The following is a 26,148-nucleotide window of genomic DNA, read 5'->3' on the forward strand; positions in this document are numbered from 1 at the left end:
TTTAGTGTATTAAACATGCGTTCAACCAGTGCCGGTTCCGAGATTCCGCAACCCGATATGACCACGCGTGCCCGAGTGCGTGACGCGGCCATCACGGTGTTCGGCAATCACGGCTTCAGTACCGGAGTGCGGGCGATCGCCACCGCAGCCGGAGTGTCACCTGGTCTCGTGATTCACCATTTCGGTTCGAAGGACGGCCTGCGCGCCGAATGCGACGAGCACGTCCTGCGGATCATCCGGGAGCAGAAGGCGGAGGCGATTTCGACCCCCGGGCCGGCGGGTGCAATGCGCGCCCTCGCCGAGATCGAGCAGTACGCCCCGCTCGTCGCCTACATAGTGCGGAGTTTTCAGGCAGGGGGAGGTCTCGGCGAATCCCTCTTCGAGCACATGGTGGAAGACACCGAGCAGTATCTCGCGTTGGGCGTGGCGGCCGGAAGTGTCCGGCCCAGCCGCAACCCGAAGGCGCGGGCGCGCTACCTCACCCTCTACAACGTGGGCGCCATGCTGCTCTACCTGCAGATGCGCGCCGACAAGGAAACTCCGCTCGATTACGCCACGGCCATCCGCGACCTCGCCACCGACGTCACGCTGCCCGCCCTCGAGATGTACACCGAGGGGCTGCTGCCGGATTCGTCGACGCTCGAGGCATATCTGGCCACCGAAGACGGCGCCGCGCAGGCGGGCGCGGCTCCCGCAGAACATACCGACTCCCCGAACTAGGAGCAGCAGCTATGAGTGCGATCATCGAAGTGCGCAACCTGGTGAAGACGTTCGGACGAACCCGGGCGTTGGACGGACTCGACCTCGAGGTCGGCGAAGGGGAGGTGCACGGGTTCCTCGGGCCGAACGGCGCCGGTAAATCCACCACCATCCGCGTCCTCCTCGGCAGCCTGCACTCCGACAGCGGTGAGGCCACCGTGTTCGGTCGCGATCCGTGGCGCGACGCCGTCGCCCTGCACCTCGACATGGCGTACGTCCCCGGGGACGTGACCCTGTGGCCGTCGTTGTCCGGCGGCGAGACCATCGACCTCCTCGCGCGGATGCGCGGCGGACTGGACGAGACCCGCAAGCAGGATCTGATCGAACGCTTCGACCTCGACCCGCGGAAGAAGGGGCGGGCGTATTCGAAGGGCAATCGTCAGAAGGTGGCATTGGTGTCGGCGTTCTCGTCCGATGCGCGCCTGCTGCTGCTCGACGAACCGACGTCGGGTCTGGATCCGTTGATGGAACAGGTTTTCCGTGAGTGTGTCGCCGAGGCCCGCGACCGCGGTGTGACGGTGCTGCTATCCAGTCACATCCTGTCCGAGGTGGAGGCGCTGTGCGAGCGGGTCACCATCATCCGGGCGGGTCGGACGGTCGAATCCGGGACACTGGCGTCGATGCGGCATCTCAGCCGTACGTCGATCACCGCCGAACTTCTCGGTGACCCCGGCGATCTGAGCCGCATCGACGGCGTGGCGGACATCGAGTTCGACGGGTCGACGCTGCACTGCCAGGTCGACAGCGAACATCTCGGCGAACTCATCCGGGTGCTCGGCGACACTGGGGTACGCAGCCTCGTCAGTCAGCCGCCGACCCTCGAAGAACTCTTCCTGCGGCACTACGAGATCGACGACGGCAAGACGCCGTCGTCCGACACGGTGGAGAAGGTGCGGGCATGAGTACCGCAACGGTGTCCCGGTACCGGTCGGTGGAGCCGGCGCCGGTGTCTTCCTCGGATTTCAAGGGGACACTGCACTTTCTGCGGTTGTTCCTGCGCCGGGATCGGATCGCGCTCCCGCTGTGGATCCTGATCTTCGCGTTCGCACCCGCGCTGTACGTCGCGAGCATCGCCGACATCTACACCTCCGACGCTCAGCTGGCGGAGTTCGCGGCCACCACGGCGGCCAGCCCCGCGCAGATCGCCATGTACGGGCCGATCTTCAACTCCAGCCTCGGCTCGGTGGGGGTCTGGAAGGCTGGTATCTACTACACGCTGATCGGGCTGGTGGTGATCCTGACGGTCATCCGGCACACCCGCGCGGAGGAGGAGACCGGCCGGGCGGAGCTTCTCGACTCGACCTCCGTCGGACGGTATTCGGGCCTGACCGCGGCGCTGCTCCTCGCCGGCGGCGCCTCCGTCGTGACCGGGATCCTGTGTGCGGCAGCGTTGCTCGCCCGGGACCTTCCGGTGGGCGGTTCGGTCGCGTTCGGGACGTCGCTGGCCTGCTCCGGTCTGGTGTTCACGGCGGTCGCAGCCGTTGCGGCGCAGGTGAGTACCGGCGCCCGCGTCGCGCGCGGCGTCGCGTTGACGGTGCTCGGGGTCGCGTTCGCGTTGCGCGCGGTCGGTGACGCCGGGTCCGGCACCCTGTCGTGGTTCTCACCGCTCGGCTGGGACCTGCAGATTCGTCCGTACGCCGACGAACGCTGGTGGGTGGTCGTCCCCAGCCTCGTCACGGCAGTCGTACTCACTTGGGCGGCATACGCTCTCCTGCGCCGCCGCGATGTCGGCGCCGGTCTGATCGCCGAACGCCCCGGTCCCACCGACGCGTCGCCGGCGCTCGCCGGAACTCTGGGGCTGGCGTGGCGGATGCACCGCGGCACGCTCGCGGCCTGGACCGCCGGGCTCGGACTGTACGGCCTGCTCATCGGCAGCGCCGCGAAGGGGATCGGTGGCCAGGTCGGCGACAGCCAGACGATCCGGGACATCATCACGCGGATGGGCGGTTCGCAGTCGCTGGAGGAATCGTTCATCGGCTACGCGTTCACGATGCTCGCGGTCGCCGCCGCGGCCTACGCGATCTCCGCGTCGTTGCGGCTGTACTCCGAGGAGAACGCCCAGCGCCTCGAACCCGTGACGGCCGGTTCCGTCGGCCGCGTCCGGTGGGCGTCGAGCCACATCCTGTTCGCGTTGCTCGGACCTGCGGTCGCGATGATCGTGGCCGGAGTGGCCGCCGGACTCACGTACGGCGCATCCATCGGCGACGTGGGGGGAGCCCTGCCCGACGTGATCGGGGCGGCGCTCGTGCAACTTCCCGCGATCTGGATGCTCGCCGGAGTGACGGTCCTCCTGTTCGGTGTGGTCCCGCGGTTCACGCCGGTGGCGTGGGGTGTGCTCGTCGCGTTCCTCCTGATCTTCATGGTCGGGTCGATCGCGCAGTTCCCGCAGACGGTGCTGAATCTGGAGCCGTTCAGCCACGCCCCGAAGCTGCCGGGCGGGCAGTTCGAGGCGACGCCGATCGTGTGGCTGTTCCTGATCACGGTCGTGCTGATCGTGGTGGGCGTGGCGGCGTTCCGGCGGCGCGACCTGCGGTGAGCGCCGGCCGGTGTGCACACTGAAGGCATGGCACGTGTGCACACCGGCGAGTCCGTCCTGGCCCGGACGGTGCGGATAGTCGAATCGTTCCGTTCGGACGATTCGCTGCTCACGGTGTCCGAGATCGCGCGACGGTCCGGTCTCCACATCTCCACGACGTCCCGGTTGATCGACGAACTGGTGGGGTGCGGCTGGCTCGAGCGTGAGGATCGGAAGGTGCGGATCGGGGTCCGCCTGTGGGAGGTGGCGTCGCGGGCGTCCCCGACACTCGGGCTCAGGGAAGCGGCGATGCCGTTCATGGAGGACCTGCACGCCGTCGTCGGGCAGCACACTCAGCTCGGTGTCCTCGAAGGTGACGAGGTGTTGTTCATCGAGCGGCTCACGGCACCGGGTTCCGTGGTCAACTACACGCGCATCGCGGGCCGGATGCCGCTCCACGTGTCTTCGTCCGGGCTGGTCCTGCTCGCGCACGGACCGTCGGAGCTTCAGGAGCGCATCCTGAGCGAGCCGTTGAAGGTATACACCGACAACACGATTCGCACCGCACGACAGCTGCGAGGAGTCCTGGCCGACGTGCGTCGGCACGGCTACATCCTCTGCGCCGGCCACCTCTACCCGGACACCACGGGCGTCGCGGTCCCGGTGCGGGACGGCAGCGGCAAGGTGGCCGCCGCGCTGTCGGTCATCGTGCCGAACGACGAGAAGGCGTACGCGCAGATCCCCGCGCTGCAGGCCGCGGCGAAGGGCATCACCCGCGTGATGGCGGCGGCGCCGAAATGAGGCAAGCCCCGGTGGCAGACGCTCACGGATCTGCCGGAATCCGGCGCAATTGCGCGGGCGGCCGACCAATGTCTGTGACGCTGTGCGCGGTGGACTATCCGCCTCGCCCGTGCCACGGTGGAATCGGAACCACTTCTCCCAGAAAGCGCAGCATCATGGAAAGCACCTCGCAACCCAGCCCCCGGGAATGCCCGGACTGCCACGCGCTCACCGCGGACCTCGAAGCACACAAACTCTGGCACTCCCGGCTCGTCCACGACATCGCCACCGCCGTCGACAAAGACATCAGCCGGAGGGCGCACACCTGATAACTCAGCCTCGGCGGCGTCCGGGCGGGCAGCCTAGTCGAGTGACCCCGGTAACATCTCGACTTTCAACTATTGAAAATGATCTGGCGGCTCACCCCCGGCTCGGAAGATCCTCGAACAAACGCGAGATCGAGGAGTCGAGATGCCACAGAACCCGGTTTGTTCCGGTGCGCCAGCGGACGCGGCGCTGCGAGTTGTCGCCAAAGAGCTTGTCGCGGACGGTGTTGTCGCACTGACCCTGCGTCACCCCGACGGGCGGCGCCTCCCGGACTGGGCCCCGGGGGCCCACATCGACCTGCTGCTCCCGAACGGGCTGACGCGGCAGTACTCGCTGTGCGGCGACCGGTGGGACGCGTACAGCTACCGCGTCGGAGTGCTGCGGGAACCGGCGGGCCGGGGCGGGTCGGCGTACGTCCACGACGCACTCGCGGAGGGTGACCTCGTCGGGATCGGCGGTCCGTGCAACAACTTCCCGCTCGTCCCCGCACCGAAGTACTTGTTCATCGCGGGTGGTATCGGGATCACCCCGCTGCTCCCGATGGTCCGCCAGGCGGAACTGATGGGCATCGACTGGCAGCTTCTGTACGGCGGCCGCACCCGCACGTCCATGGCGTTCCGGGACGAACTCGCCGCCTACGGCGATCGGGTGTCCGTCGTGCCGCGGGACGAGCGGGGCCACCTCGACCTGTCGGCGCATCTCGCCGCCGCCGACGACGACGCGAAGGTCTACGTGTGCGGGCCCGGGCCACTGCTCTCCGCCGTCGAAAAGTGTTGCGCGGACCGGCCCGTCGGCACGCTGAGGACGGAACGCTTCGTCCCGGAGGACCGCGGCGCGCCGCTGCGCGACGAACCGTTCGAGGTCGAACTCGCGCGCTCCGGCCTCGCGGTCACGGTGACACCCGGCGCCAGCGTCCTCGACGCCGTGCAGGCGGCCGGGGTCAACGTCCTGTCCTCGTGCCGCGAGGGCACGTGCGGGACCTGTGAGACCACCGTCCTCGCCGGCGCCCCCGACCACCGCGATTCCGTCCTCGACGACGAGGAGCGGTCCGCCGGCGACTGCATGCTCATCTGCGTCTCCCGGTCCTGCTCCGACCGCCTCGTGCTCGACCTCTGACACCCCCACCCGAAGGGACTCACCGTGACGATGTTCGCCCCCGCTCCCGCGTTGCCCGTCAGCGACGCCGACCCGTTCGCCCTCGACGTCCTGCAGGACCCGTTACCGTTCCAGGCCGAACTGCGGGACGCCGGCCCCGTCGTGTACCTGCGGCGATACGACGTCTTCGCGCTGGGCCGCTACGAGCAGGTCCATGCCGCGCTGACCGACTGGCAGTCGTTCCAATCCGCCGCCGGGGTCGGCCTGAGCAACTTCCGGGACGAGACCCCGTGGCGTCCCCCGAGTGTCCTGCTCGAGGCCGACCCGCCGCACCACGACGCTCCACGGGCGGTGCTGAGCAAGATTCTCGGCCCCCGCGCGCTGCAGAAGCTCAGGGTGTCGTGGATCCAGGACGCGGAGGTTCTCGTCGACCAGTTGCTCGCGAACACAACCGAATTCGACGCGGTCACCGACCTCGCCGCCGCCTTCCCGCTGCGGGTCTTCCCGGATGCCGTCGGCATTTCCGACGCCGGACGCGAGAACCTGCTGCCCTACGGGGACCACGCATTCAACGCGTTCGGTCCCGTCAACAGTCTGGTGGAGAAGGGGGCGCCGCGGGTGGCCGAACTGGTGGGTTGGGTCAACGCGCAATGCGCCCGCGACGCGCTCACCGGCGACGGCTTCGGTGCACAGATCTGGGCGGCGGCGGACCGCGGTGACATCATGTACGAGCAGGCGCCGCTCGTCGTGCGCTCGCTGCTGACGGCCGGGGTGGACACCACGGTCAACGGACTCGCGGCCGTGCTCTACGCGTTCGCGACGCATCCGGAGCAGTGGGCGAGGCTGCGGGAGAACCGCACGCTGGCCCGGACCGCATTCGACGAGGCGGTCCGGTGGGAGTCGCCGGTCCAGACGTTCTTCCGCACCGCCACCCGCGACACCGAGATCGGCGGCACGACCATCCCGGACGGCAGGAAGATCCTGATGTTGCTCGGCGCCGCGAATCGGGATCCCCGCAGGTGGGAGAACCCGGACGCGTTCGACCTGGGCCGCAACCCGTCCGGGCACGTGGGGTACGGGATGGGAATTCACCAGTGCGTCGGCCAGCACGTCGCCCGGCTCGAATCGGAGGCACTGCTGACGGCACTGGCATCCCGAGTGGACTCATTGGAGATCGCCGGGCCGGTGCACCGGCACCTCAACAACACGCTGCGGTCGTGGGAATCCGTGCCGGTCAAGGTGCGGTTGTCGTAGGCGAGAAAACCATACGTACGTATGTATTGACCGTCGAACCGACGGTCCCGCCGACACGATGTTCCCCCCGGCCGCCGCGGTGATCACCGAGCAAGCCGCGGCGGCCGGGGGTAGCAGCTGGTTACGACGTGGCGGAGGTCGACTCGTCGATGTCGAAGAGTTCGCCGATCAGGCCGCCGAGGAATCGTCGGTGTTGTGACGATATTTCGGCGGCCGCTGCTTCGTCCCGGGCCGCACACAGTGTGATCAGGTTGTCGTGGTGCTCGATGGCGTCCTGCCAGCCGCGGAGGCTGGAGAACTTGCGGTAGTAGATCCGGTGGATCTGCGGGTGCACCTGGTGCATGAGGCGCTTGAGCAGTGGGTTGCCGGCAGCGTCGACGATGACGCCGTGGAAGGTGTCGTCCGCAGCGAGGGCGGCACCGATGTTGTCGGTCCTGATCGCCTGCGCGAGGTCGTCGTTGGCGGTGCGCATCACGTCGATCATGTCGTCGGTGAGGTTGGGCACGCCCGTTTTCACGGCCAGTTGATCCAAGACCTCCATCACCGCCAGCGTCGCCTCGACATCGGCCCGGTTCAGCGGGGTGATCCGGGTGAAGGCGGCGGGTTTGGCCTCGACGAGTCCGGTGTCGATCAGCCGTGTCAGAGCCTCGCGCACCGGGGTGCGGCTCAGGCCCAGATGTTCGGCCAGCTCGCTGTCCTTGACCTTGGATCCGGGCGCGAGCTCACCGGTGACGATCGCGTCGCAGATCCGCTCGAACGCGACGTCGCTCATGCGGGGGCGCTCCACCGGATTATCACGCAACATACTGGATACTGTACTCTGCACGCCGCACGCTCCTGGGGCCCGCGTGGGTGAGTGCCGGGTGCCTTGTCGCGACGATACCGAGTGTGTCTTCGTCGACTGTTCATGGTCCGGGCCCCGACTACCCATCCGCGCTGCGTCGCCCGGCGAGAACCTTGTCGCCGAGTTCGTCGGCAGGTGTTGCGGCGGACCGAGCGGCCTTCGCCTCGGCCTTCTCCTCGGACTTGTCGATCACCGACGCGGCGAGGGAGTTTCCGACGACGTTGACCGCGGTGCGGGCCATGTCGGCGATGAAGTCCACCCCCAGCAGGAGTGCGACGGCTTCTGCCGGAAGGCCGATGGTGTTACCTGCGGCGATGAGCACCACGATCGAAGCGGAGGCAACGCCGGCCATGCCCTTGGACAAGATGACCAGCACGCCGACCATCAGCAGCAGGGTGGGGATCGAGGTGTCGACGCCGTAGGCGTTGGCGAGGAAGACCAGGGCGACTGCCTGGTAGAGGACGGAGCCGTCGGTGTTGAACGAGTAGCCGAGCGGCACGACGAACGAGGTCGTCGAGCGGCTGACGCCGAGCCCCTCGAGCTTGAGCAGCAGGGGCGCGAGCACTGCCTCGGAGCTGCGGGTGACGAACGCAAGTCCGACCAGATTTCCGATGGCCTTGAGCATGGTGACGTACTCGACGCGGAAGATCGCGGCGATGATCGGAAAGATGATGCCGAGGATGATCGCCATCCCGACGTAGACGACGGCGAGGAAGCCGAGCAGGCTCGACAGGTTCCCGAACCCGTAGTGCGCGACGTCGTAGCTGATGAAGCCCAGCACCCCGAGGGGCGCGAGGCGAATGACGTAGCCGACCACCTTGAACATCGCGTTGGCGAGCGAGTCGAGCACGGCCGTCATCGGCTTCGACTGCTCACCGATCGCGGCGAGTGCCACGCCGACGAATCCGGCGAACACGATCACTGCCAGCAGGTTCCCCTCCGCGAAGGCGGCGAAGACATTCTTCGGGACAGCGTGCAGGAGTAGTTCGTGGAAGTCGATGCCCTGCTCGAGGGTCTCGACGGAGGCTTCGTCGGCGCCGGCGACGGGGGCGCCGGAACCGATGTCGAGCAGCTTCGCCAGCGCGACGGCCATCAAGAGGATGATCGTGGTGACGATCTCGAAGTACAGGATCGCCTTGGCGGCCATGCGACCGACCTTCTTCGCCGAATCCATGCGCGCGATCCCGAGCACGATGAGCGGGAAGACCAGGGGGACGACGATCATCTGAACCAGGTTGAGGAACACGTCGCCGGCCAGTTTGAGCTGCTCGCCGACGGCGGGGGCGAACGTGCCGATGAGTGCGCCGACGCCGACGGCGATCAGTGACTGCACACCGATCGGCAGCTTCCAGAACTTCCACCACCTGCGTGGTGTGCGAGACGTATCGGCGCCCTCGGGTGCTGTCGCCGAGTCGGCAGGGATGGCGGGGGATGTCGTCATTCAGCAGCTCCGATATATTGGATGTGGTGTACTGTGCGACAACAGTGATCGACGTCATAGGCCCTGTCAAGTAGAACGGCGAAATAGGTGTTGGTGGAAAAGTTGAGCGACAGCGATGTGCGGATCGAGCACGACTCGATCGGAGATCTGGCGGTACCGGCGGCGGCGTACTACGGCGTCCACACCGCCCGGGCGATGGAGAATTTTGCGATCACCGGGTCCACCATCGGTCAGTACCCGGCACTGGTCGCGGCGTTGGCGACGGTGAAACAGGCTGCCTGCCTGGCCAACCGGGACCTGGGTCTCCTCGATGACCGGCGGGCCGACGCGATTGTGGCCGCGTGCACGGAGATTCGCAATGGGGCACTTCTCGACCAGTTTCCGATCGATCCGATCCAGGGTGGCGCGGGCACCTCGTCGAACATGAACGTCAACGAGGTCATCGCGAACCGCGCACTCGAGATCCTGGGGTTCGGACGCGGTGCCTACACCGAGCTCGACCCCCTCACTCACGTGAACCTGGGGCAGTCCACCAACGATGTGTATCCGACCGCGATCAAACTCGCGCTGGTCGAGCATCTCCGACTGTTGATCGCCTCGCTCGGTCGGCTCACGGAGTCATTCGAGCGCAAGTCGATCGAATTCGACGACATCGTCAAAATGGGTCGTACCCAGCTGCAGGACGCGGTTCCGATGACCCTGGGGCAGGAGTTCGCCGCCTACTCGATCATGCTGAACGAGGACTGCGCCCGGCTCTCCGAGGGGGCGCTTCTGCTGTTGGAATCGAACCTCGGCGGCACCGCCATCGGCACCGGGATCAACGGCCATCCCGAGTACTCCGCGCTCGCCTGCAACTACCTGCGCGAGCTGACCGGTGAACCGGTCGTCCCGGCGGGCAATCTGATCGAGGCAACCCAGGACTGCGGAGCATTCGTGCAGGTCTCCGGCATCCTCAAACGCGTCGCCGTGAAGTTGTCCAAGACGTGCAACGATCTGCGGCTCACTTCCTCCGGGCCGACCGCCGGGCTCGGTGAGATCAATCTGCCTCCGGCCCAAGCGGGTTCGTCGATCATGCCCGGCAAGGTCAACCCGGTCATCCCCGAAATGGTCAATCAGGTCGCGTTCGAGGTGATCGGCAACGATCTGACGGTCACGATGGCCGCCGAGGGTGGGCAACTCCAGCTCAACGCGTTCGAACCCGTCATCGTCTACAGTTTGCTGCGCTCGACGACGCACCTGGCCGCGGCATCGGACGCCCTGGCTGTGAAGTGCGTCGACGGGATCACCGCCAACCGCGACCGCCTCGAGCAGGGTGTTCGGCGCTCGATCGGCATCGTCACCGCGCTCTCGCCGTTCATCGGATATGCCGCCAGCGCGGATATCGCCAAGAGGGCCCTGGCGACCGGCGCCTACGTCGGCGACCTCGCCGTCGACGACGGTCTGCTCACGCGCGCGCAGGTCGACGACATCCTGTCCCCCCGTAGACTCGCCGGCCTGCTCACCGCACCCACGGTGGACCGCGAATTCTCCGCACTCGACCATCTCACCGGTGTCGCCGCGCACTGATCGACGCTTCACACCCAGCACCTCGAATGCAGGACAGCGCAGTCCTCGCCCGAGGAGAAATACACATCGAGAGGAAACGAGAATCGGATGACCCTCACATCGTCGGCACAAGCCGCCATGGTCCCCGCGACACATGCGCGCTCCTGGCTCCTGGTCGCGGGCTCACGTCCGGACGAGTTCGCCGCAGCCGCGAACTCGGCGGCAGACGCGGTGATCTTCGACCTCGAGGACGGTGTCGTTCCGTCCTCGAAAACACAAGCCCGCGAAGCCGTCAGGCGTTTCCTCGCCGGTGGGGGCACCGGGTGGGTGCGCATCAACGACGTCACCACCGCGGACTGGACCGCTGATCTGGACGCGATCCGGGGGCTCCCGGGACTGAGTGGCGTGATGCTCGCCAAGACCGAATCCGCGGACCACATCGATCGCACGGCTGCGGAGCTGCCCCACATCCCGATCCTCGCCCTGGTCGAATCGGCGCGTGGCGTCGAATTCGCCTTCGACATCGCCTCTGCCGACGCCACGACCCGAATTGCATTCGGCACCGGCGACTTCCGTCGGGACACCGATGCGGGCGCCGAACCCGACGCCTTGGCCTACGCGCGGGGACGGCTCGTCGTCGCCAGTCGTGCGGCCGGCCTCCCCGGTCCCGTCGACGGCCCGTGCCTGACCGGCGAACCCGATCTGTCCGAGGCCTTGGCCGTCACCAGGTCGATGGGCATGACCGGCAAGCTCTGCATGCACGTCGGCCACACACCGATCGTCAATCGCGAACTGTCCCCGCTACAGAGCGATGTGGCCTGGGCTGCCGAGGTCATCGCACATCTCGGCGCGCAGGGTGAGAACATCGCCGACGGCAGCGATCGCCCGAAGCTTGCGCGTGCCCTGCGAATCACCCACCTGGCCGACGTCTTCTCGGTGTCGGCCTGAGATTGTCAGCGGTGGGCGCCTTCTCGGTCGGACGATCCCTCGACCTTGCGGATGCGATACATGAGGGTCTGACAACGCCACCACGGCGTCGCTGATCGTCGGATCCACCTACCCCGGTGCCGAGAAACCATAGCTACCCGGTAGCACGGTCGCGCACCTGGATCTAGCGAAGCGGCGGTCCGACGTCGTCGAGTTGGCTCCGACCTACGATCGTTCCGAGATCGCCTGTGTTGCAGCGTCTACCGTGGTGTTCGAACTCGTCTCGCCCATGGTCGCGGGTGTGCGACGGTATGAAACTACTCCGCGCTGTCACTGGACGGCTCGGAGCCTGCCTCCACCCGCGGAGGCAGGCTCCTCGAGGTCGTCGTTCTCGAACCGGATGAGTGGGGACTGTCACGAGGGCGGCTCTCAGCCTGTCTCGCCGGACGGGTCACGAATAGCCTTCGACGTCAGCGGATACATTGTCGAGAGGCCGGCTACGGGTGGAGGATCGAAGGTACTTCTGCGGGCCAGTTCTGGAGTCACGATCACGTCGAAGGTCATGTCTCACGCACTGGACTGGCCGGTCTTCTCTGCGCCCATACCTGAGAACCCCACCGAGTAGCCGCCGTCCACTGGCATCACAACGCCGGTCATGTAGGAGGATTCATCGCTTGCCAAGAACAATGCTGCAGAGGCGATCTCATCAGATAGACCCCAACGATCCATAGGGATTCCGGCGACTCGGGATGTGCCTGGCGGCGGAGTTGGGAACAGTCGGGCGTGCGGCACAAGGCCCGTCCAGATCGTGCCGGGGCACACTGCATTCACCCGGATGTTGTCGTCGGCGTAGTCGAGTGCGGCGGCCTTCGTGAGCTGGTTGACGCCCGCCTTCGCCGCGCTGTACACGCCGTGATGCTTCCAGCCGACGACCGCCGTTGCCGATGAAATATTGACAATGGATCCGCCGCCGGACTCACGCATGGAGAGGATGCCGTACTTCATACAGAAGAAGACCCCTCTGAGGTTTACTCCATGAACACGGTCCCAATTCTCGGTGGTCTGCTCGTGCAGTGGCATCAGCCCGCCGCCAAATCCCGCGTTGTTCACAAGGATGTCGATCCGGCCGAATTCTTCCTCGGCCGTCGCGATGAAGCGCCGAACATCCGCTTCCTCGCTGACATCTGCTTGAACTCCGACCGCCGCGGCACCGATCTCGTCGGCGACGTCGATGCCATTGCGGCTGATGCTTACGCAGACGACCTTCGCCCCTTCACTGGCGAATCGATGTGCCATGGCCTTTCCGATGCCCGAACCCGCGCCGGTGATGACTGCGACCCTGTCCTCTAGACGCATTAGCGTTTCCCTCCTTCGCTGCGGACTCAGCCGGCGCGCATGTTGACTTCATCGGTCATATCCATAGCGGCGTCCGCATCTCATCGCTCATTTTTCGACAGAGGCTCTTTCCGACCTGGGAGGTGGCGAACCACACGCTATCGGGCTTGCACGTCACCTCTTCCGTGCTCGGGCTCATGGATTTCAGGACAGCGCCTCCGCGATGTGCTTCGCTCGGTAGGTTTAATGTACCGTCCGGTCGAAACTTCCGCTAGAGCGGCCGTGGGGAATCTGGAAGGGTCCGACGTGTCAGTGAGCGGAGGCATCTCGCTTCGCTCCGGCCGGGGGCACCGCTCCGGCAGTGGGGATTTGCCGGTCGGTGCCTGGGTCTGCCGGCAGGACCTGGATCGCACAGGGCGTTCGCGGGCAGATGCGGAAGTGCTGCCTATTCTCTTCACCCAGGTTCGAGGCCCGCCAACACGAGGCGGACGTGTTCACGGACGGCATCGTCATCGAGCGGCCTGTGGCCGACGACAAGGCGGAAATAGAGGGGTGCATAGAGCAAGTCGAGTACGACGTCAGGGTCGGCAGGTCGGATCTGTCCGGCGGCGATGGCTGCGCGCACAATATCCAACCCGTGGCGTCGTCGTTCGTTGATGTAGCCCTCGCGGAAGGCTTGGGCAATCTCTGGATCGAACTGTCCCGCGGCGATGAGGGCGGCCATGGCGGTGCCTGTGGCGCCGCGGAAGGACTCGGCCATCTGCAGCAGCCGGTCCTCGAGCTGATCGAGCTGGAAGTCGTCCGGGTACGGCAACATGTCACCCGATTCGCGAAGAAACGCCGACATTATGACCGCGGCTCGGTTCGGCCACCACTTGTAGACGGTTACCTTGCTGACGCCGGCTTTCGCGGCGATGGCCTCGACTGTCGCGGCCTCCAGGCCCTGCTCCAGTAGCAGCTCATAGGCCGCGTCGAGGATCGCTGATTCGGCACGCGGACCGTTCTGGGTTCGCCGTGGGCGCTTGGTCCCAGGTTTGGTCGACTCGGCTTCTGTCGGAGTTGGCATTGAGGCACCTCACTGCATTGTCTGAACGTACAGTTCAGTTCAATTGTCCGCCCGTCACCGGTAGACGGCCAGTCGTAGATTGCCTATTTTGCTCGCGCAGCCCTGAGCGGCCGTCTGCATACACGGCGGTCCACGGCCGGCTCTGGTGCAGAGGAACTGCGTCGAAGCCGTCTGTCCGCGTGCTCCTGCGCGCCTCGATCGCTGTTCTCCTTCTGTCGGGTGTTGACATCGAGCCATCCGCCTCCGACAATAAGAGCACTTATATGAACTGTACGTTCAGTTCTATTCCAAGCGGGCAGACCTCCCGAAAAGAAGAGAGCCAATGTCTACTGTCACCAATCCGGAGTACTCCACCTTCGAATTGCCAGTCACTCGAAGGGAAGACGCCGGCCCGATCTCGGATGCAGAGCTCGCCGTCCGCCGTGACTTGGCCGCCGCTTATCGACTCTGTGCACTATTCGGCTGGGACGACCTGATCTACACCCACATCTCAGCGCGCGTCCCGGGGCCGGAACATCATTTCCTTGTGAATCCTCTCGGCCTCGGCTTCGACGAGGTCACCGCCTCGAGCCTGGTCAAGATCGACCTCGACGGCAACGTCATCGGTGACAGCCCGCACCGGCCAAACGCCGCTGGCTTCGTCATCCACGGTGCGATCCACGGCGCGCGGGAAGATGCCGAGTGCGTGATGCATCTACACACCGAAGCGGGCATGGCCCTGTCCACCTTGGAGGACGGACTGCTGCCGCTGACCCAGCACGCGATGCGCTTCCACGGTCGTCTCGGATATCACGACTACGAAGGCATTGCCCTCAGCGCGGACGAGCAGCAGCGATTCATCACCGACCTCGGTGACAATATTGGTCTGATCCTGCGCAACCACGGCACCCTCACGGTTGGCCGCAGTGTGGGGCATGCGTTCACCGAAACCTATTACCTGGACAAGTCCGCTCGGACCCAGCTACTCGCACTGTCCGCCGGCCGGCCCCTGATCATTCCTCCAACGGAGGTAGTCGAACTGACCGTCCGGCAGTGGCTAAACGATCTCGGCACTTCCAACGATCGCGAGTGGCCGTCTCTGCTACGCAAGCTCGACCGCTCCGATCCGTCGTACCTGGACTGAGGCGGGTGTTGTGGATCTCGATGGCAAACTGCTGAATTCGCCGACGGGCATCGCCGGCGCCGGGCCTTCTATGCCGCTTGCGAGTAACCGGCTGACCGGAGCCAAATCATGAGGGGCCAAAGCTACCGCAGAACGTTCAACGAGCACTGGGATACTGCCGTCGCCGCGCACGGCGACCAACCGTTCCTGGTGTTTCACGACGACACCGGCACAACGACGTATACCTACCGAGACTTCGACCAGATCATTGCTGGGACCGCGGGCACGCTCTTCCGGCACGGGGTCCGGCGGGGGGCCGCGGTACACGTCGCCCTGCGAAACAGTCCCGCGTTCGTGGCGCTCTGGCTCGCAACAGCCCGACTCGGTGCCTTCCTGGTGCCGGTTGACCCCGCCTCTGCGGCGCGCGATATCGCCAGCCAGATTCGACGGACCCAACCCACGGTAGGGGTCTGCGCCCAATCCCGGGCGGAGACGTACTGGGGCGGGGCACAGGGAATGGTCCCAGCAATTCTCGCGATGACCGAAACGACCGCCGACGTAGCCCCTGGCGGGCCACTTGTCGCTGACTCACCCGTCACCGTGGCGGCCGGTGACGTAGCACTGTCCGATCGGCTCGCGGTGATGTTTACGTCAGGCACGACTTCTGAGCCGAAGGGCGTAGTCCTCAGCCAGGAGAACTACAGCACGGTTGGAGAAACCATGGCAGCTGCCGTCGGTCTCCGTCCTGAGCACCGCTGGCTGGTGGCACTGCCGCTCTTCCATGCCAACGCTCAGTACTACTGCTTCGCCCCTGCCATCGTGACCGGAGCGAGTGTTGCCCTGACCCAAACCTTCTCGGCCTCGCGGTGGGTTCACCAAGCACACGAACTGAGTGCCACCCACGCCAGTCTGTTCGCCGCACCCATTCGCATGATTCTCGCTCGATGCGACATCGATCGTCCGCCGCTGCATCTCGAACATGTATGGTTCGCCCAGAGCCTCGGCCGTGGGCACTACGAGCAATTCGGCGAGCTTGTGGGTTGCCGTCCTCGCCAGCTCTACGGCATGACGGAGACGGTTGCCGCGGTGACGAGCGACACCAGCGTCCCGTTGCGTCATGACGTCATCGGACAACCGATAGGCAGTCGTGTGGTGGACGTTGTCGATGCCCGAGATGGCCTACCGACTCCACCCGGCACGCAGGGAAAGCTGCGCGTACGGGGAATCCGAGGTTCTGATCTCTTTCAGTGCTATCTGGACGACCCGGAGACGACGAACCGAGCCTTCACCGATCTTCCGGACGGCACGAGCTGGTTCGACACCGGCGACCTCGTCGTCGCCGATCCGGAGAGTGGCATGTACCGTTTCGTGGGACGTGCCGACGACGTCATCAAGGTATCTGGCGAAAATGTCAGTCTGACCGAGGTGGAGTCAGTGCTCGCGCAAGCGCCGGGAGTGTTGGAGGCCGCCGTGATCGCGCAACCGGACCCCATCCGCGATCATGTTCCTGTGGCCTACGTGGTGCCGCGGGACAGCACACAACCACCAGAGGTCGATGTCCTGGCGCAATGGGCGGCCAACAACTTGGCCCCCGCAGCGAGGCCGCGATCGTGGCACGTCATTGATGAACTCCCACGTACCAGCGTTGGCAAGGTTCGGCGTTTCCGAATTACCGCGGGCACTGCGAGTGCTCACCCCGGTTGTCGACCTGGTGGGGCGGGTACCTGACCGTTGACGAACGTCTATACAGTCGCGCCCGAGACATTTTGTGGGACAGCCCATGTCGTGGGAGCATTGGTGGGTGAGAGTTACCGTGATAGGTGTCGGCCGGTTGGGAGAGGCGCTCGTAGCAGGACTGTGTCGAGCGGGGATGCCCGCCGATTCGATCACCGTCATCGGCCGCAGCGTGGAGAGAACTTTCGAGGTCGCGCATCGGCACGGGGTACGTGTGGCCGATCTGCGCGATCTTCCCGACGAATGCGACGTTCTGGTCGTGGCGGTGAAACCGCAGCAGATCGAAGGTGTGTTGACCGGACTCGGATCGGCGTTGCACGGATCGACTATTCGCCCAATTGTGCTGTCGGTGGTGGCCGGGGTGGCCACCGATCGGATCGAGCAATTTCTTCCCTCCGTGGTGCCGGTGATACGCGCGATGCCGAACACGCCGATGACAGTGGGTGCGGCGATCACAGCGATCGCGCCTGGCGCCGCGGCAACCGAACACGATCTGCGGCTTGTCGAGTCCGTGCTGGGATCGGTCGGTGAAGTACTGCGCGTTTCCGAGGATCAACTCGACGCTGTCACCGCAGTCTCCGGATCGGGTCCTGCATACGTGTTCCTCGTTGCGGAGATGATGATCGACGCCGCGATGTCACTGGGGCTGGACCGGGTGACGGCGGACCGGTTGGTTATCGGAACTTTGGCCGGCTCATCCGCGATGCTCGGTGTCGGTGACGTCGACCCGGTCGAACTACGGGCAGCTGTGACATCGCCCGCAGGGACGACTGCCGCGGCGTTGGAGGTCTTCGAACGATCCGCGATTCGACGGACGTTCCAGCAAGCGCTGACGGTTGCACGTGACCGTTCCCTGGAATTGTCCGGCATGATGCGACCGCCCCTGGAGCGGATCTCTGCTGATCAGAACTGAGTGAAGGGCGCGGCCACATCGTCGTGGGAGCCGTCAGATGAGTTCGCCTGGGTCGGGGTGTGGAGGGTGGCGCACCTTACGGTGTAGGTACAGCAGTTTTCCTCTGGGAGAGGTAATCCCGCATACGATCCTCGAGGTCGTCCACCAGATATTCGGGAGTGCGGAATCCGGAGACGAGGGTGGCGCAGTATTCGCGGGAGAGGGTCTCTGCGTCCCACTCGCCGCCCGGTTCCACCCACTGATAGGTGTGGTTGTGCATGTTGAGGAACTGCAGCATCGCCAGGCGTGGGTCGAGCAAGCGGAACGAACCATCCTCCATCGCGGCGCTGAGCAGGTCCTCGACGATTGCCTCGAACTCCCGACGCTGGCGAAGCAGACGTGAGAGGTTTGCACCGCGCAGGCTCTTGTAATCGTGCTCGTAGACCCAGACGTGATCCAGCCTGGCCATGATGTTCTCGAGAAGAGTTTGTGACAACATCCGGAGGCGCAACACCGGATCCACGTCCAGAGCAGCGATCCGGCGAACCGAGACGAGGAGGGGGCGCATGACTCGGTTCTGAATCTCGATCAGAAGGTTCTCCTTCGATCCTATGTAGTAATACAACGCACCCCTCGCCATCCCGGTGGCTTCACCGATCTCCGCGATGCCGGTAGCGGCATACCCTTTCTTGGCGAACAGTGCGGCCGACTTGTCGATGATCTCTTGGTGTTTGATCTCGTAACCCGGTCCGTGCCCCTGTGGTCTCGGCATGAGTCAGCAGCCTGTTCTGCATGGTGTGGACGGGAAAAAGCGCGCGACCCCGGGCCGATACTGTTGTGTGGTCCGCTCGGATCTGAGTTTGTGATTCGCCTGATTCGGCGCGCATTTCACACTAATGCGGAACGTCATCGTCCCCTTCAGTTCAGTCGGGCCAAGGAAGTCGGTCTCTCCGCGACAACTTTGCGGGCGGGCGTACGAATGAGCAGCGCGAGAAGTAGAGCGGCAAGACTGCATACGCCGATGAGAGCGAAAACCTGCAGAAAGGCGCTTTCCGTGCTGAAGTTTGTTCCCGGAACAACGGACATGCTCAGAATCATCGTGGAGATCGAGGTTCCTACTCCGGCGAAGGCCTGGCGGACAACCGCGTTGACGCCGGTGGCTTCGCTGGTGTTCTCTGCCGGAACGGCTTCGACGACGAGGTTTGGCAACGACGAGAGGATGAATGATGTGGCCATCGTCAGGAACAACGCGGCGACGATAATGCCTGCGACGGTCGTGTGAAGCACCGAGAGGGCGACCGCCCCGAGCATGGCGAAAACGGTGCCGATGATCAACGCTCGTCGAGACCCAGCACGTGCAGACACCCAGCCGCTGACAGGTGAGAACAGGAATCCCAAGATTGCCGTGCAGAAGGCCAGCGCACCTGCAGCGGTAGGGCTGAGACCCAGACCCACGGGCGCCGTTGTCGGATTCTGCATGATGAGCGGAAGAAGGAAACCCGTCGAACCCATCGTGCCGACCGCAAGGAAGGCGGTCGCAAACATCGTCAGCATGAGATTGCGATGGAAGAACAGACGTAAGTTGATCATCGGATAGTCGATATGAAGTTCCCACCAAGCCCACAGCCCGAACAATGCGATTCCGGCGAGGATCGCACCGATCGTCCGGCTGTCCATCCAGGTCCACGACTTGGAGTTGGTGATGCCGAATAGCACCAAGGCAATTGCCGGTGCGAACAGTACGGCGCCGATCCAGTCGATGCGCGCGACCTGTGCGACGACCGTCGAGCGGGGGAGTGCTGTACAAGCCGCTGCCGCGAGGAGGGCGACCCCTGTGGCGGCGATGAAGATGTAGTGCCAATCCAATGTGTCGATCAGCGCGCCGGCGATGATGTTTCCGGATGCACCGGCGAGCATTGCGCTCCCCGCTATTACGGCCACTGCTACTGGAACGCGTTCCTTCGGGAGGTACTCGCGTGCGAGCCCAAAGCACAACGGCAGGATCCCTCCGGCCACGCCTTGAACCGCCCGACCGACGATAACCCCGATGAGCGTGCCTGTTGACACGCTGATGATCGACCCAATTGCCGAGATCAGCAGCAAGATGATCAGCATTCGGCGGCGCCCGTAGATGTCACCGAGTCTGCCGCATACGGCCGCTGAGGCGGCGGCGGTGAGCAGAAACGCGGTCAACACCCAGCTGACATCAGCGGGAGAGGCGTCGAACGCCGTCATCAACCGCGGAAGTGCGGTGAACATCATCGTCGATTCGAATCCGCTGACGATGTCTGCGAAGAGAAGGATTCCGATGATGACCGAAAGTGGTCGTAGCGGTCGAACGCTGTCGCTGACTTCTGAAGACATCGATACTGACTCTCTCGGACAGGCCGGTCACTCTCTTGGATAGACCGGTCGACGACCATGCGGGGATGAAGTGGGTCGAGCAACAACGAATAGCAATTGAACGTGTGTGACGGAGGCAACATTAGACCAATCGGTCGAAATATGCAATCGGTGTCTGACCTCGGAAGGTGCAGGGATCCGTGACCGGGGCGCGGGTGGCAGCTGAGGTTGCGTGGCTCGTTGCGCCAGTGTGCGATGTGTGGCCCAAGTGGGTCCGGCCGAGCTCGGTGGCGGCCGGGGTTCAGATCCATGCCTGGGTTTGGCTGCATCCCGTAGGCCGTGAGAGCCGTTGATTCGACCGATTCTGAATTAGTCTCCAATATATCAGATCATTCTGATATATTGGAGATTCTTCGACACTTCTGTGATGTACCTGCGGATCGAACGCGTACATCAAAGTCCCAAAGCTGGAAGGACTCTCATGAACTCGCGAGCATTGTCTGATCTCGGCTCAGATCCGAGTATTGCCGACGTCAAGCTCTTCAAGGATGCAATGGCTTCCTTTCCGAGTGGCGTGACGATCGTGACGACGGTGGACGACCGAGGAGAATGGTGGGGATTCACGGCGTCGTCGTTTTGCTCGGTATCAATGGATCCGCCCCTCGTCCTCTCCTGCCTTGCCAAGACCGCGCAATGTCACACCGCCTTCGAGAAAGCATCGCGCTGGAACGTTCACATCATCCATGATCAACAGCAGGATATTGCGGGTCGGTTTGCAACCCGAGGTGCGGACAAATTTGCAGGAGGCGCATTCCAGGCCGACCGACACGGAATACCGGTCCTGCCTGACGCGAGCGTTCTCCTCAGATGCGTGGCTCATGCAAAGTCCGACGGCGGTGACCACACCATTTTGATTGGAAGAGTGGAAGATACTCAACTCGGCCCCCGGGTTCCGACAGTTTACTTCCGCCGGGCGTTCCATGGATTTTCTGACACCTTCGTGTGAGATAGTCGAGTAGATCGACCCCGGCTGGCCGCCGACCGGATGGACGTCACGGCATCCGGTCGATCGTCACGCTCCTTCGGAGGACCTCGGCCCAATGGCATCCAGCTTCGTGACTTCGTCTCGTCGTAGACGGATCTGCGACGGCGTGCCGGGTTCGTCCAAATTTCCATCGAATCGCAACTCGCCGAACCGATTACACTACCAAGTGGCGAAACCGTGCCGCGCACGATCGCGAACGCACTACCGATCGATGCGCTGCTACGCATGTCAACGACTCCGAGTGATGTCGGTAGCCGGCCAGCGGCGACCCGAACTCATGCTGTGTCGACGAACACTAGATCGTTCCCGCCGCCTTGAGTTTGGCGATCTCGTCGCCATCAAAGCCCAGCCATGATGTGTAGATCACCTCGGTGTCGGCTCCCAGCTCGCGCCCTAGGTGCTCCACCCTGCCCGGCGTCGCCGACAATCGAGGTACTGGTCCTTGCACCTGCATGCTGCCCAGGTCGGAATCTGATACGCGGACAAACGTCCCACGGGCCGCGTGATGCTCATCGTCGAGCAACTGCTGCGCGTTATACACCGGTGCTACAGCAACCTGCTCGCGACTGAAGGTCTCCATGACCTCACCGAATGTCCGGGCCTCTACCCAGTTCGCGACCATTTCATCGATCTCGTCAGCATGTTCGAGACGCATCTGCGGGTCCGCGAACTCCGGTACGTCGACCAGTTCGGGACGCCCGATCGCCTTGTAGACGCGCAGTGCGATCGAGGGTGCACTGCCCGACATGACGATCCATCGGTCATCTTTGGTTCGATAGGTATTGCGCGGGACGGTGATCGCCCACCGATTGCCTTGGCGGGTGGTATCGACTCCGAGTTGATCGTAAGTGAGAACGGACTGCTCGAGCAGCCGCGCGAGGGGCTCGACGAGGTTTACGTCTACCTTCTGCCCACCTCCACCTCGAAGGTCGCGGTGATAGAGCGCAATCATGGTGGCATAGACAGCGTTGAGAGAGGCGACACCGTCTGCGAGCATGAAGGAGGGGAGAGTCGGCGGGCCTCCTGCTTCACCGGTGGTGTACGCGAAACCGCTCATTGCTTCGCCGAGGGTTCCGAAGCCAGGACGGTCGCTGTCGGGGCCACCCTCGCCGAACGCCGTGATGTGTAGATAGATTAGATGTGGGTGAGTTTGGCGCATCGACTCGTAGTCGAGTCCCCACTTCTCGAGTGTGCTCGGTCTTGTATTGAAGATGATTACGTCGGCCTCGGCGGCCAGGTCTCGTATCAGCTGTTGCCCTTCGGCGGTACGCAGGTTGGCGGTGGCAGTCTTCTTGTTGCGTGCGACGCTCTTCCACATGAGGCCGATACCGTCCTTGCGGACGCCCCATGCGCGAAGTGCGTCCCCACCGTGGGGTTCTTCAATTTTGACCACTTCCGCGCCGAACTCTGCCAGGTAGGTCGCCACCAATGGCGCTGCGGCGAGCGACGCTGCGTCGATCACACGGAGGCCCTCGAGCGCCTTCGTGCTGTTCGAGTTCTCAACCATGATTCTCCTCTACATGCGAACGGTGCCCGAGTGCCGGTCGGTTGGTCTGGAACGACTTGACGCGCACCGTCTGTAACGTGGTCAGTCAACGTTGTTGACGCTATTGAATTCGATCGGAGATCAGAGAAGGGCACATCCCGTGCTCTCGGAGATCACGTCGTCAGCCCTGCGACGACGCCGCGATCGTGGAGTTTTCCGATCTCATGGTCGGCCAAACCGAGTATGTCGGTAAGGATTTCGTCCGTGTGCTCGCCCAGTTGGGGCGCACGCCGTGCAGCGAGCCGTCCCGATTCGGCGAAGTGGAGCGGAGAGGCCGGCATCGGGTACGTTCCGACGCCGGGGTGCTCGACCGGAGAAAACATCGAATTCGCCGACGACAAACGACGATCGTCGAGGAGTTCGGTGAAGGTTTGATAGGGCCCCCAGGCCACCTGTCGCCGGTCCAGGATCCTGGCGACCTCGGGCAGTGTTCGCCGCGCGAACCACGCCCGGAGGCATTCGGCGATTCGTTCGCGAGCGACATAGCGACCCGTCTCCGTTTCGAGGTCGACACCGCACTCGCGCTCGATTTCATCGCAGCGATCCGTGAGTCCGGTGGCATCGCGCAAGGCTGACCACTGTCGGCGGGTAAGCCCGACAACCATCAGATAGCGTCCGTCGGCCGTGCGGAACGGTGCTCCGAACGCGCCGTACAGGTAATTGCCGTCCTTGTCTGTACCGCTGTTTCCACCTAGTGCGGCTTGCCCGAGCCGGCCGAGATTGCCGACCATGGCGAAGGCGACATCGGAGAGTGAGGCATTGATGAGTTGGCCTTCGCCTGTGCGCGTGCGATGACGTTCCCCTGCGAGCAGGCCGACCGCCGAGAGAGTGCCGAGCGCGATGTCCCAAGCGGGTAAGACACTGTTGACGGGGGCGTCGTAGTCTTTGGCGCCCGTGACGGACGGGAATCCTGTGGCGGGATTGACGGTGTAGTCCACTTCGCTGCTGCCATCGCAGTTGCCGGTCAATACCACCATGATCAGGTCGGCGCGCTCTGCGCGGAGTCGGTCATAGTCGAGCCAGCCGCGGGCTGGGAAGTTTGTCAGGAAGATCCCGCCGTTATCGCCAGGCGCAGTGACGAGTGCCTTGACGAGTTCGCGGCCTGCGTCTGAGCGTAGATCGATCTGGATTGACCGCTTGCCTTTGTTGAGACCGGCCCAGAACAGGCTATGGCCACCCTCGGTGATCGGCCAGCGGTGGTAGTCCAAGCCGCCACCGATTTGGTCGAATCGGATGACGTCCGCACCCATCTGCGCCAGTGTCATACCACCGAGAGGTGCGGCTACGAAGGCCGAACCTTCGACGATGCGCATTCCGGCGAGGACGCCTGTGGTCATGTCATCACTCCCACGACGCGCCAGTCGAGAACGTCCACTGCCGCGTTCCCATCAGGCTGTGCCTTGTGTACGACCGAACGCAGGTCCACCAAGCGACCGACATCGCCGAGTGGTTCGACGTCCTCGACCTCGATTGTGCTGAAAACTGTGTCGTTTTCGTAGACCGGAGCAAGGTGATCGCAGCTCTGCCATCCAACGATGGCGGCCAAACCAGGCAGTGTTTTCGACAACTGCGCCGAGGCCAGACCGATCGTGTGGCCACCGTAGACCAGTCGCTGAGACCCCGCGGCACGGTAGTCGTGGTGGACGGACGCGAGATTGAGAGTCAAGCGCGCCAGCTCCGGGGCGGAGGTGACGACGTCTCCGTAATTCATTGTCCATTGATCACGGACCGACACCGGTGTAGTCGCCGGGAGGAGCGACAGGCGCCAGTCTGCGGTCAGGTCTCGCAGCACCTGCCGATCCAGGCCCGAAGTGATGGCTGACAAATCATCTTGGTGGTTGGTCGTGATGTGTGCTGCACTCATCGGGATCATCGCGCAGCGTGAAAAGTCGAGAACAACACGGTTTTCCTGATCGACTGTCTTGATGCGTAGCGCCATCATCCCGGTGGGATGACGGTCTGCACGGCGCTTGTTTTCACGAAGTGCAATGACCTCGGTCTCTGTGTAGAGGGTGTCGCCAATTTCGGGCAGTCTGTGCAGGGCCAGCCCGCGATAGAACAGATTTGCCTTGGCGCGTTGACTGAAGTGCGTCGACTGTCCGATTGCGACGTCCCACACGAGGGCGGGGTTGGCTATCTGTCCTCTTGCTCCGGTCACTCTGCCGGCGAGGTGCGCGTCGAGGGCGAGCGGCACCCGGTCACCGAGTATCGCTTGGTGGGTGGCCGCAAGTCCCGTAGTCAACGTCAGTCCGGGCGACGTGACACGTTGCCCGATCGCGAGGTCGTCAAAGTATGGGCCTTCCCGCCGCCGGTGACTCTCGGGTGTGGCGTGCACGATTGATTCAGTTGATGACACAGTTCTCCCTCACGGCATGCGATCGATCGGTGATGGCCAGGTTCCTGGTACAGAGCGGGTCGGTCAGACGCTCGATGGGGTGGCGCAGTCGATCTCGGTGGCGAGTTCGTGTAGTCGGAGAATGCGATGGGCATCGCGAACGTGCAGACCCTCGACCATGCGACCGTCAACGACCAAGACGCTCTCACCTGCCTCACGGGCCTTGTCGTAGGCGGTGATGATCGCTCGTGCGTGGTCGACTTCAGGCCGGCTCGGTGCAAAAGCTGCGTTGGCTGGTGCGAGCTGAGACGGATGAATGACCGTCTTTCCGTCGAAGCCCATCGCTCGGCCCTGGCGTGCCTCGTTCGCGAATCCTGCGTCGTCTTCGATGCTGTTGAAGACCCCGTCGAGGATGGTTTTACCCGCAGACTTCGCCGCCAACACCGACAGAGACAGGGCGGCCATGATTGGGGAACGCCCTGGCAAGTGCAGTGCGTGGATGTCGTTGATCAGATCATTGGTGCCGATCACGAGCACCTCGAGTTGCTCGCTGGCAGCTGCGATCTCCTCGGCGTGCAGGAACGCGGCCGGCGTCTCCACCATTACCCAGAGTTGCAGGTGTTCTGTCGCTCCGGCGGCGTCGAGTGCCTCCACGAGTAGACGAACTTCCGCAGCTGAATTCACTTTGGGGATGAGAATGCCGTGGGCACGTGATGACGCAACCGCGCGGAGGTCATCGCCATGCCAGTCCGTGCCCAGGCCGTTGATACGGACGACGAGTTCTCTGGGGTGGTAGGCGCCGGAGTCGATCAGCTCGCATACACGTTTCCGTGCTGATGCCTTGGCCTCGGGGCCTACGGCGTCTTCGAGATCGAATATGAGCACGTCAGCCGGAAGTTTCTTGGCTTTGTCGAGGACCCGTGGATTGTCCCCGGGAACGTAGAGGGCTGACCGTCGGGGACGTGAGCGGGTAGTCACAGGTTGCTCCTGTCGTACGGAATCGAGAGTAGGGATACCGCCGTGTCATGCCGTGGCTCACGCTTCGTGGTTGACGTGACGCGGCAGACTCGAATATATTCGATTGTATCCAAAACGTCCGGTGAAGCAAGCAGTTGCCCTCAGCGAGCAGAAACCGCTGTGAACCCCATCTTCAGGGGCACCGGGGCCACTCCTCACGTCGGCAATCAAGGCCGGATTCGTTGCCCACCGTCTGGCTGACACCTTCCTACAGAAACCAGAGAGACAGATGACTGAAGCAAACTT

At 64.0% G+C, this 26,148-nt stretch carries 23 protein-coding genes; 13 read left to right on the top strand and 10 right to left on the bottom strand.

The window, feature by feature from the left end; all coding sequences use genetic code 11:
• Positions 1 to 15: 15 nt before the first annotated feature.
• The 7 genes from AZG88_RS00740 to AZG88_RS00765 all read left to right on the top strand — a co-directional run bounded on the left by AZG88_RS00740 (position 16) and on the right by AZG88_RS00765 (position 6,730).
• Positions 16 to 720 (top strand): TetR/AcrR family transcriptional regulator, encoded by a 705-nt coding sequence (locus AZG88_RS00740; protein WP_061045604.1) that lies wholly within the window; start codon positions 16 to 18, stop codon positions 718 to 720.
• An 11-nt stretch (positions 721 to 731) separates the two neighbouring features.
• Positions 732 to 1,661 (top strand): ABC transporter ATP-binding protein, encoded by a 930-nt coding sequence (locus AZG88_RS00745; protein WP_061045603.1) that lies wholly within the window; start codon positions 732 to 734, stop codon positions 1,659 to 1,661.
• Entirely contained in the window at positions 1,658 to 3,295 is a 1,638-nt protein-coding gene (locus tag AZG88_RS00750; protein WP_061045602.1) for an ABC transporter permease, read from the top strand. The genes AZG88_RS00745 and AZG88_RS00750 overlap by 4 nt, the downstream gene beginning before the upstream one ends.
• A gap of 27 nt (positions 3,296 to 3,322) precedes the next feature.
• Complete coding sequence (locus tag AZG88_RS00755) at positions 3,323 to 4,075, top strand: IclR family transcriptional regulator (RefSeq protein ID WP_061045601.1); 753 nt, start codon at positions 3,323 to 3,325, stop codon at positions 4,073 to 4,075.
• 155 nt (positions 4,076 to 4,230) lie between these two features.
• Entirely contained in the window at positions 4,231 to 4,383 is a 153-nt protein-coding gene (locus tag AZG88_RS52420; RefSeq protein WP_005256569.1) for a hypothetical protein, read from the top strand.
• A 142-nt stretch (positions 4,384 to 4,525) separates the two neighbouring features.
• Positions 4,526 to 5,497 carry a PDR/VanB family oxidoreductase gene (locus AZG88_RS00760; RefSeq protein WP_061045600.1) on the top strand — a complete coding sequence of 324 codons (972 nt, stop codon included), beginning with the start codon at positions 4,526 to 4,528 and terminating at the stop codon, positions 5,495 to 5,497.
• A 30-nt stretch (positions 5,498 to 5,527) separates the two neighbouring features.
• Entirely contained in the window at positions 5,528 to 6,730 is a 1,203-nt protein-coding gene (locus AZG88_RS00765; RefSeq protein WP_061045624.1) for a cytochrome P450, read from the top strand.
• A 121-nt stretch (positions 6,731 to 6,851) separates the two neighbouring features.
• Here AZG88_RS00765 and AZG88_RS00770 read toward each other — a convergent pair whose 3' ends face one another.
• Positions 6,852 to 7,502: a GntR family transcriptional regulator gene (locus AZG88_RS00770; protein ID WP_082764911.1), complete on the bottom strand. Its 651-nt coding sequence runs from the start codon at positions 7,500 to 7,502 to the stop codon at positions 6,852 to 6,854.
• Between the two features lie 151 nt (positions 7,503 to 7,653).
• Positions 7,654 to 9,015, bottom strand: coding sequence for a dicarboxylate/amino acid:cation symporter (locus AZG88_RS00775; protein ID WP_061045598.1), 1,362 nt, complete (start codon positions 9,013 to 9,015; stop codon positions 7,654 to 7,656).
• 117 nt (positions 9,016 to 9,132) lie between these two features.
• Between AZG88_RS00775 and AZG88_RS00780 the strand changes: the two genes are divergently transcribed.
• Positions 9,133 to 10,581, top strand: coding sequence for an aspartate ammonia-lyase (locus tag AZG88_RS00780; RefSeq protein WP_061045623.1), 1,449 nt, complete (start codon positions 9,133 to 9,135; stop codon positions 10,579 to 10,581).
• Between the two features lie 87 nt (positions 10,582 to 10,668).
• On the top strand, positions 10,669 to 11,508 hold the full coding sequence (locus tag AZG88_RS00785; RefSeq protein ID WP_061045597.1) for an HpcH/HpaI aldolase/citrate lyase family protein: 840 nt from the start codon (positions 10,669 to 10,671) through the stop codon (positions 11,506 to 11,508).
• A gap of 546 nt (positions 11,509 to 12,054) precedes the next feature.
• Here AZG88_RS00785 and AZG88_RS00790 read toward each other — a convergent pair.
• Together AZG88_RS00790 and AZG88_RS00795 are read right to left on the bottom strand one after the other, a co-directional pair.
• A complete protein-coding gene (locus AZG88_RS00790) occupies positions 12,055 to 12,843 on the bottom strand; it encodes an SDR family NAD(P)-dependent oxidoreductase (protein ID WP_061045596.1) in 789 nt (262 codons plus the stop codon).
• 433 nt (positions 12,844 to 13,276) lie between these two features.
• Positions 13,277 to 13,888 (bottom strand): TetR/AcrR family transcriptional regulator, encoded by a 612-nt coding sequence (locus AZG88_RS00795; RefSeq protein ID WP_063819698.1) that lies wholly within the window; start codon positions 13,886 to 13,888, stop codon positions 13,277 to 13,279.
• A 322-nt stretch (positions 13,889 to 14,210) separates the two neighbouring features.
• Between AZG88_RS00795 and AZG88_RS00800 the strand changes: the two genes are divergently transcribed.
• The 3 genes from AZG88_RS00800 (at position 14,211) to proC (ending at position 17,637) form a co-directional block, all read left to right on the top strand.
• A complete protein-coding gene (locus tag AZG88_RS00800) occupies positions 14,211 to 15,011 on the top strand; it encodes a class II aldolase/adducin family protein (protein WP_061045595.1) in 801 nt (266 codons plus the stop codon).
• A gap of 108 nt (positions 15,012 to 15,119) precedes the next feature.
• A complete protein-coding gene (locus tag AZG88_RS00805) occupies positions 15,120 to 16,718 on the top strand; it encodes a class I adenylate-forming enzyme family protein (protein WP_061045594.1) in 1,599 nt (532 codons plus the stop codon).
• A gap of 73 nt (positions 16,719 to 16,791) precedes the next feature.
• Positions 16,792 to 17,637 (top strand): pyrroline-5-carboxylate reductase, encoded by an 846-nt coding sequence (proC, locus tag AZG88_RS00810; protein ID WP_231913739.1) that lies wholly within the window; start codon positions 16,792 to 16,794, stop codon positions 17,635 to 17,637.
• 76 nt (positions 17,638 to 17,713) lie between these two features.
• Here the strand turns inward: proC and AZG88_RS00815 are convergent, their stop codons facing one another.
• Positions 17,714 to 18,388: a TetR/AcrR family transcriptional regulator gene (locus AZG88_RS00815; RefSeq protein ID WP_061045593.1), complete on the bottom strand. Its 675-nt coding sequence runs from the start codon at positions 18,386 to 18,388 to the stop codon at positions 17,714 to 17,716.
• 146 nt (positions 18,389 to 18,534) lie between these two features.
• Positions 18,535 to 19,980, bottom strand: a complete 1,446-nt coding sequence (locus tag AZG88_RS00820) for an MFS transporter (protein ID WP_061045592.1) — start codon at positions 19,978 to 19,980, stop codon at positions 18,535 to 18,537.
• Between the two features lie 460 nt (positions 19,981 to 20,440).
• Between AZG88_RS00820 and AZG88_RS49365 the strand changes: the two genes are divergently transcribed.
• Positions 20,441 to 20,965 (top strand): flavin reductase family protein, encoded by a 525-nt coding sequence (locus tag AZG88_RS49365; protein WP_082764908.1) that lies wholly within the window; start codon positions 20,441 to 20,443, stop codon positions 20,963 to 20,965.
• A gap of 334 nt (positions 20,966 to 21,299) precedes the next feature.
• On the opposite strand, the gene AZG88_RS00825 is transcribed toward AZG88_RS49365, so the two are convergent.
• The 4 genes from AZG88_RS00825 to AZG88_RS00840 form a co-directional block, all read right to left on the bottom strand.
• Complete coding sequence (locus AZG88_RS00825; RefSeq protein WP_061045591.1) at positions 21,300 to 22,511, bottom strand: CaiB/BaiF CoA transferase family protein; 1,212 nt, start codon at positions 22,509 to 22,511, stop codon at positions 21,300 to 21,302.
• A 152-nt stretch (positions 22,512 to 22,663) separates the two neighbouring features.
• Entirely contained in the window at positions 22,664 to 23,887 is a 1,224-nt protein-coding gene (locus AZG88_RS00830) for a CoA transferase (RefSeq protein WP_061045590.1), read from the bottom strand.
• Positions 23,884 to 24,885: a MaoC family dehydratase gene (locus tag AZG88_RS00835; protein WP_061045589.1), complete on the bottom strand. Its 1,002-nt coding sequence runs from the start codon at positions 24,883 to 24,885 to the stop codon at positions 23,884 to 23,886. Before AZG88_RS00835 ends, AZG88_RS00830 begins: the two co-directional genes overlap by 4 nt.
• 84 nt (positions 24,886 to 24,969) lie before the next feature.
• Positions 24,970 to 25,863 (bottom strand): HpcH/HpaI aldolase/citrate lyase family protein, encoded by an 894-nt coding sequence (locus AZG88_RS00840; RefSeq protein WP_061045588.1) that lies wholly within the window; start codon positions 25,861 to 25,863, stop codon positions 24,970 to 24,972.
• Positions 25,864 to 26,148 lie beyond the last annotated feature (285 nt).

The sequence above is a fragment of the Rhodococcus sp. LB1 genome, assembly GCF_001583455.1.
In the GTDB taxonomy this organism is placed as follows: domain Bacteria; phylum Actinomycetota; class Actinomycetes; order Mycobacteriales; family Mycobacteriaceae; genus Rhodococcus_F; species Rhodococcus_F opacus.

What these genes read in the sequence shown, in the direction of transcription:
- AZG88_RS00805 (WP_061045594.1), top strand. Translation starts at nt 15,120, where the DNA reads ATGAGGGGCCAAAGCTACCGCAGAACGTTCAACGAGCACTGGGATACT.
- AZG88_RS52420 (WP_005256569.1), top strand. Translation starts at nt 4,231, where the DNA reads ATGGAAAGCACCTCGCAACCCAGCCCCCGGGAATGCCCGGACTGCCAC.
- AZG88_RS00760 (WP_061045600.1), top strand. Translation starts at nt 4,526, where the DNA reads ATGCCACAGAACCCGGTTTGTTCCGGTGCGCCAGCGGACGCGGCGCTG.
- AZG88_RS00775 (WP_061045598.1), bottom strand. Translation starts at nt 9,015, where the DNA reads ATGACGACATCCCCCGCCATCCCTGCCGACTCGGCGACAGCACCCGAG.
- AZG88_RS00750 (WP_061045602.1), top strand. Translation starts at nt 1,658, where the DNA reads ATGAGTACCGCAACGGTGTCCCGGTACCGGTCGGTGGAGCCGGCGCCG.
- AZG88_RS00815 (WP_061045593.1), bottom strand. Translation starts at nt 18,388, where the DNA reads ATGCCGAGACCACAGGGGCACGGACCGGGTTACGAGATCAAACACCAA.
- AZG88_RS00800 (WP_061045595.1), top strand. Translation starts at nt 14,211, where the DNA reads ATGTCTACTGTCACCAATCCGGAGTACTCCACCTTCGAATTGCCAGTC.
- AZG88_RS00745 (WP_061045603.1), top strand. Translation starts at nt 732, where the DNA reads ATGAGTGCGATCATCGAAGTGCGCAACCTGGTGAAGACGTTCGGACGA.
- AZG88_RS00770 (WP_082764911.1), bottom strand. Translation starts at nt 7,502, where the DNA reads ATGAGCGACGTCGCGTTCGAGCGGATCTGCGACGCGATCGTCACCGGT.
- AZG88_RS00740 (WP_061045604.1), top strand. Translation starts at nt 16, where the DNA reads ATGCGTTCAACCAGTGCCGGTTCCGAGATTCCGCAACCCGATATGACC.
- AZG88_RS00795 (WP_063819698.1), bottom strand. Translation starts at nt 13,888, where the DNA reads ATGCCAACTCCGACAGAAGCCGAGTCGACCAAACCTGGGACCAAGCGC.
- AZG88_RS00830 (WP_061045590.1), bottom strand. Translation starts at nt 23,887, where the DNA reads ATGACCACAGGCGTCCTCGCCGGAATGCGCATCGTCGAAGGTTCGGCC.
- AZG88_RS00755 (WP_061045601.1), top strand. Translation starts at nt 3,323, where the DNA reads ATGGCACGTGTGCACACCGGCGAGTCCGTCCTGGCCCGGACGGTGCGG.
- AZG88_RS00785 (WP_061045597.1), top strand. Translation starts at nt 10,669, where the DNA reads ATGACCCTCACATCGTCGGCACAAGCCGCCATGGTCCCCGCGACACAT.
- AZG88_RS00765 (WP_061045624.1), top strand. Translation starts at nt 5,528, where the DNA reads ATGTTCGCCCCCGCTCCCGCGTTGCCCGTCAGCGACGCCGACCCGTTC.
- AZG88_RS00820 (WP_061045592.1), bottom strand. Translation starts at nt 19,980, where the DNA reads ATGTCTTCAGAAGTCAGCGACAGCGTTCGACCGCTACGACCACTTTCG.
- AZG88_RS00825 (WP_061045591.1), bottom strand. Translation starts at nt 22,511, where the DNA reads ATGGTTGAGAACTCGAACAGCACGAAGGCGCTCGAGGGCCTCCGTGTG.
- AZG88_RS00790 (WP_061045596.1), bottom strand. Translation starts at nt 12,843, where the DNA reads ATGCGTCTAGAGGACAGGGTCGCAGTCATCACCGGCGCGGGTTCGGGC.
- AZG88_RS49365 (WP_082764908.1), top strand. Translation starts at nt 20,441, where the DNA reads ATGAACTCGCGAGCATTGTCTGATCTCGGCTCAGATCCGAGTATTGCC.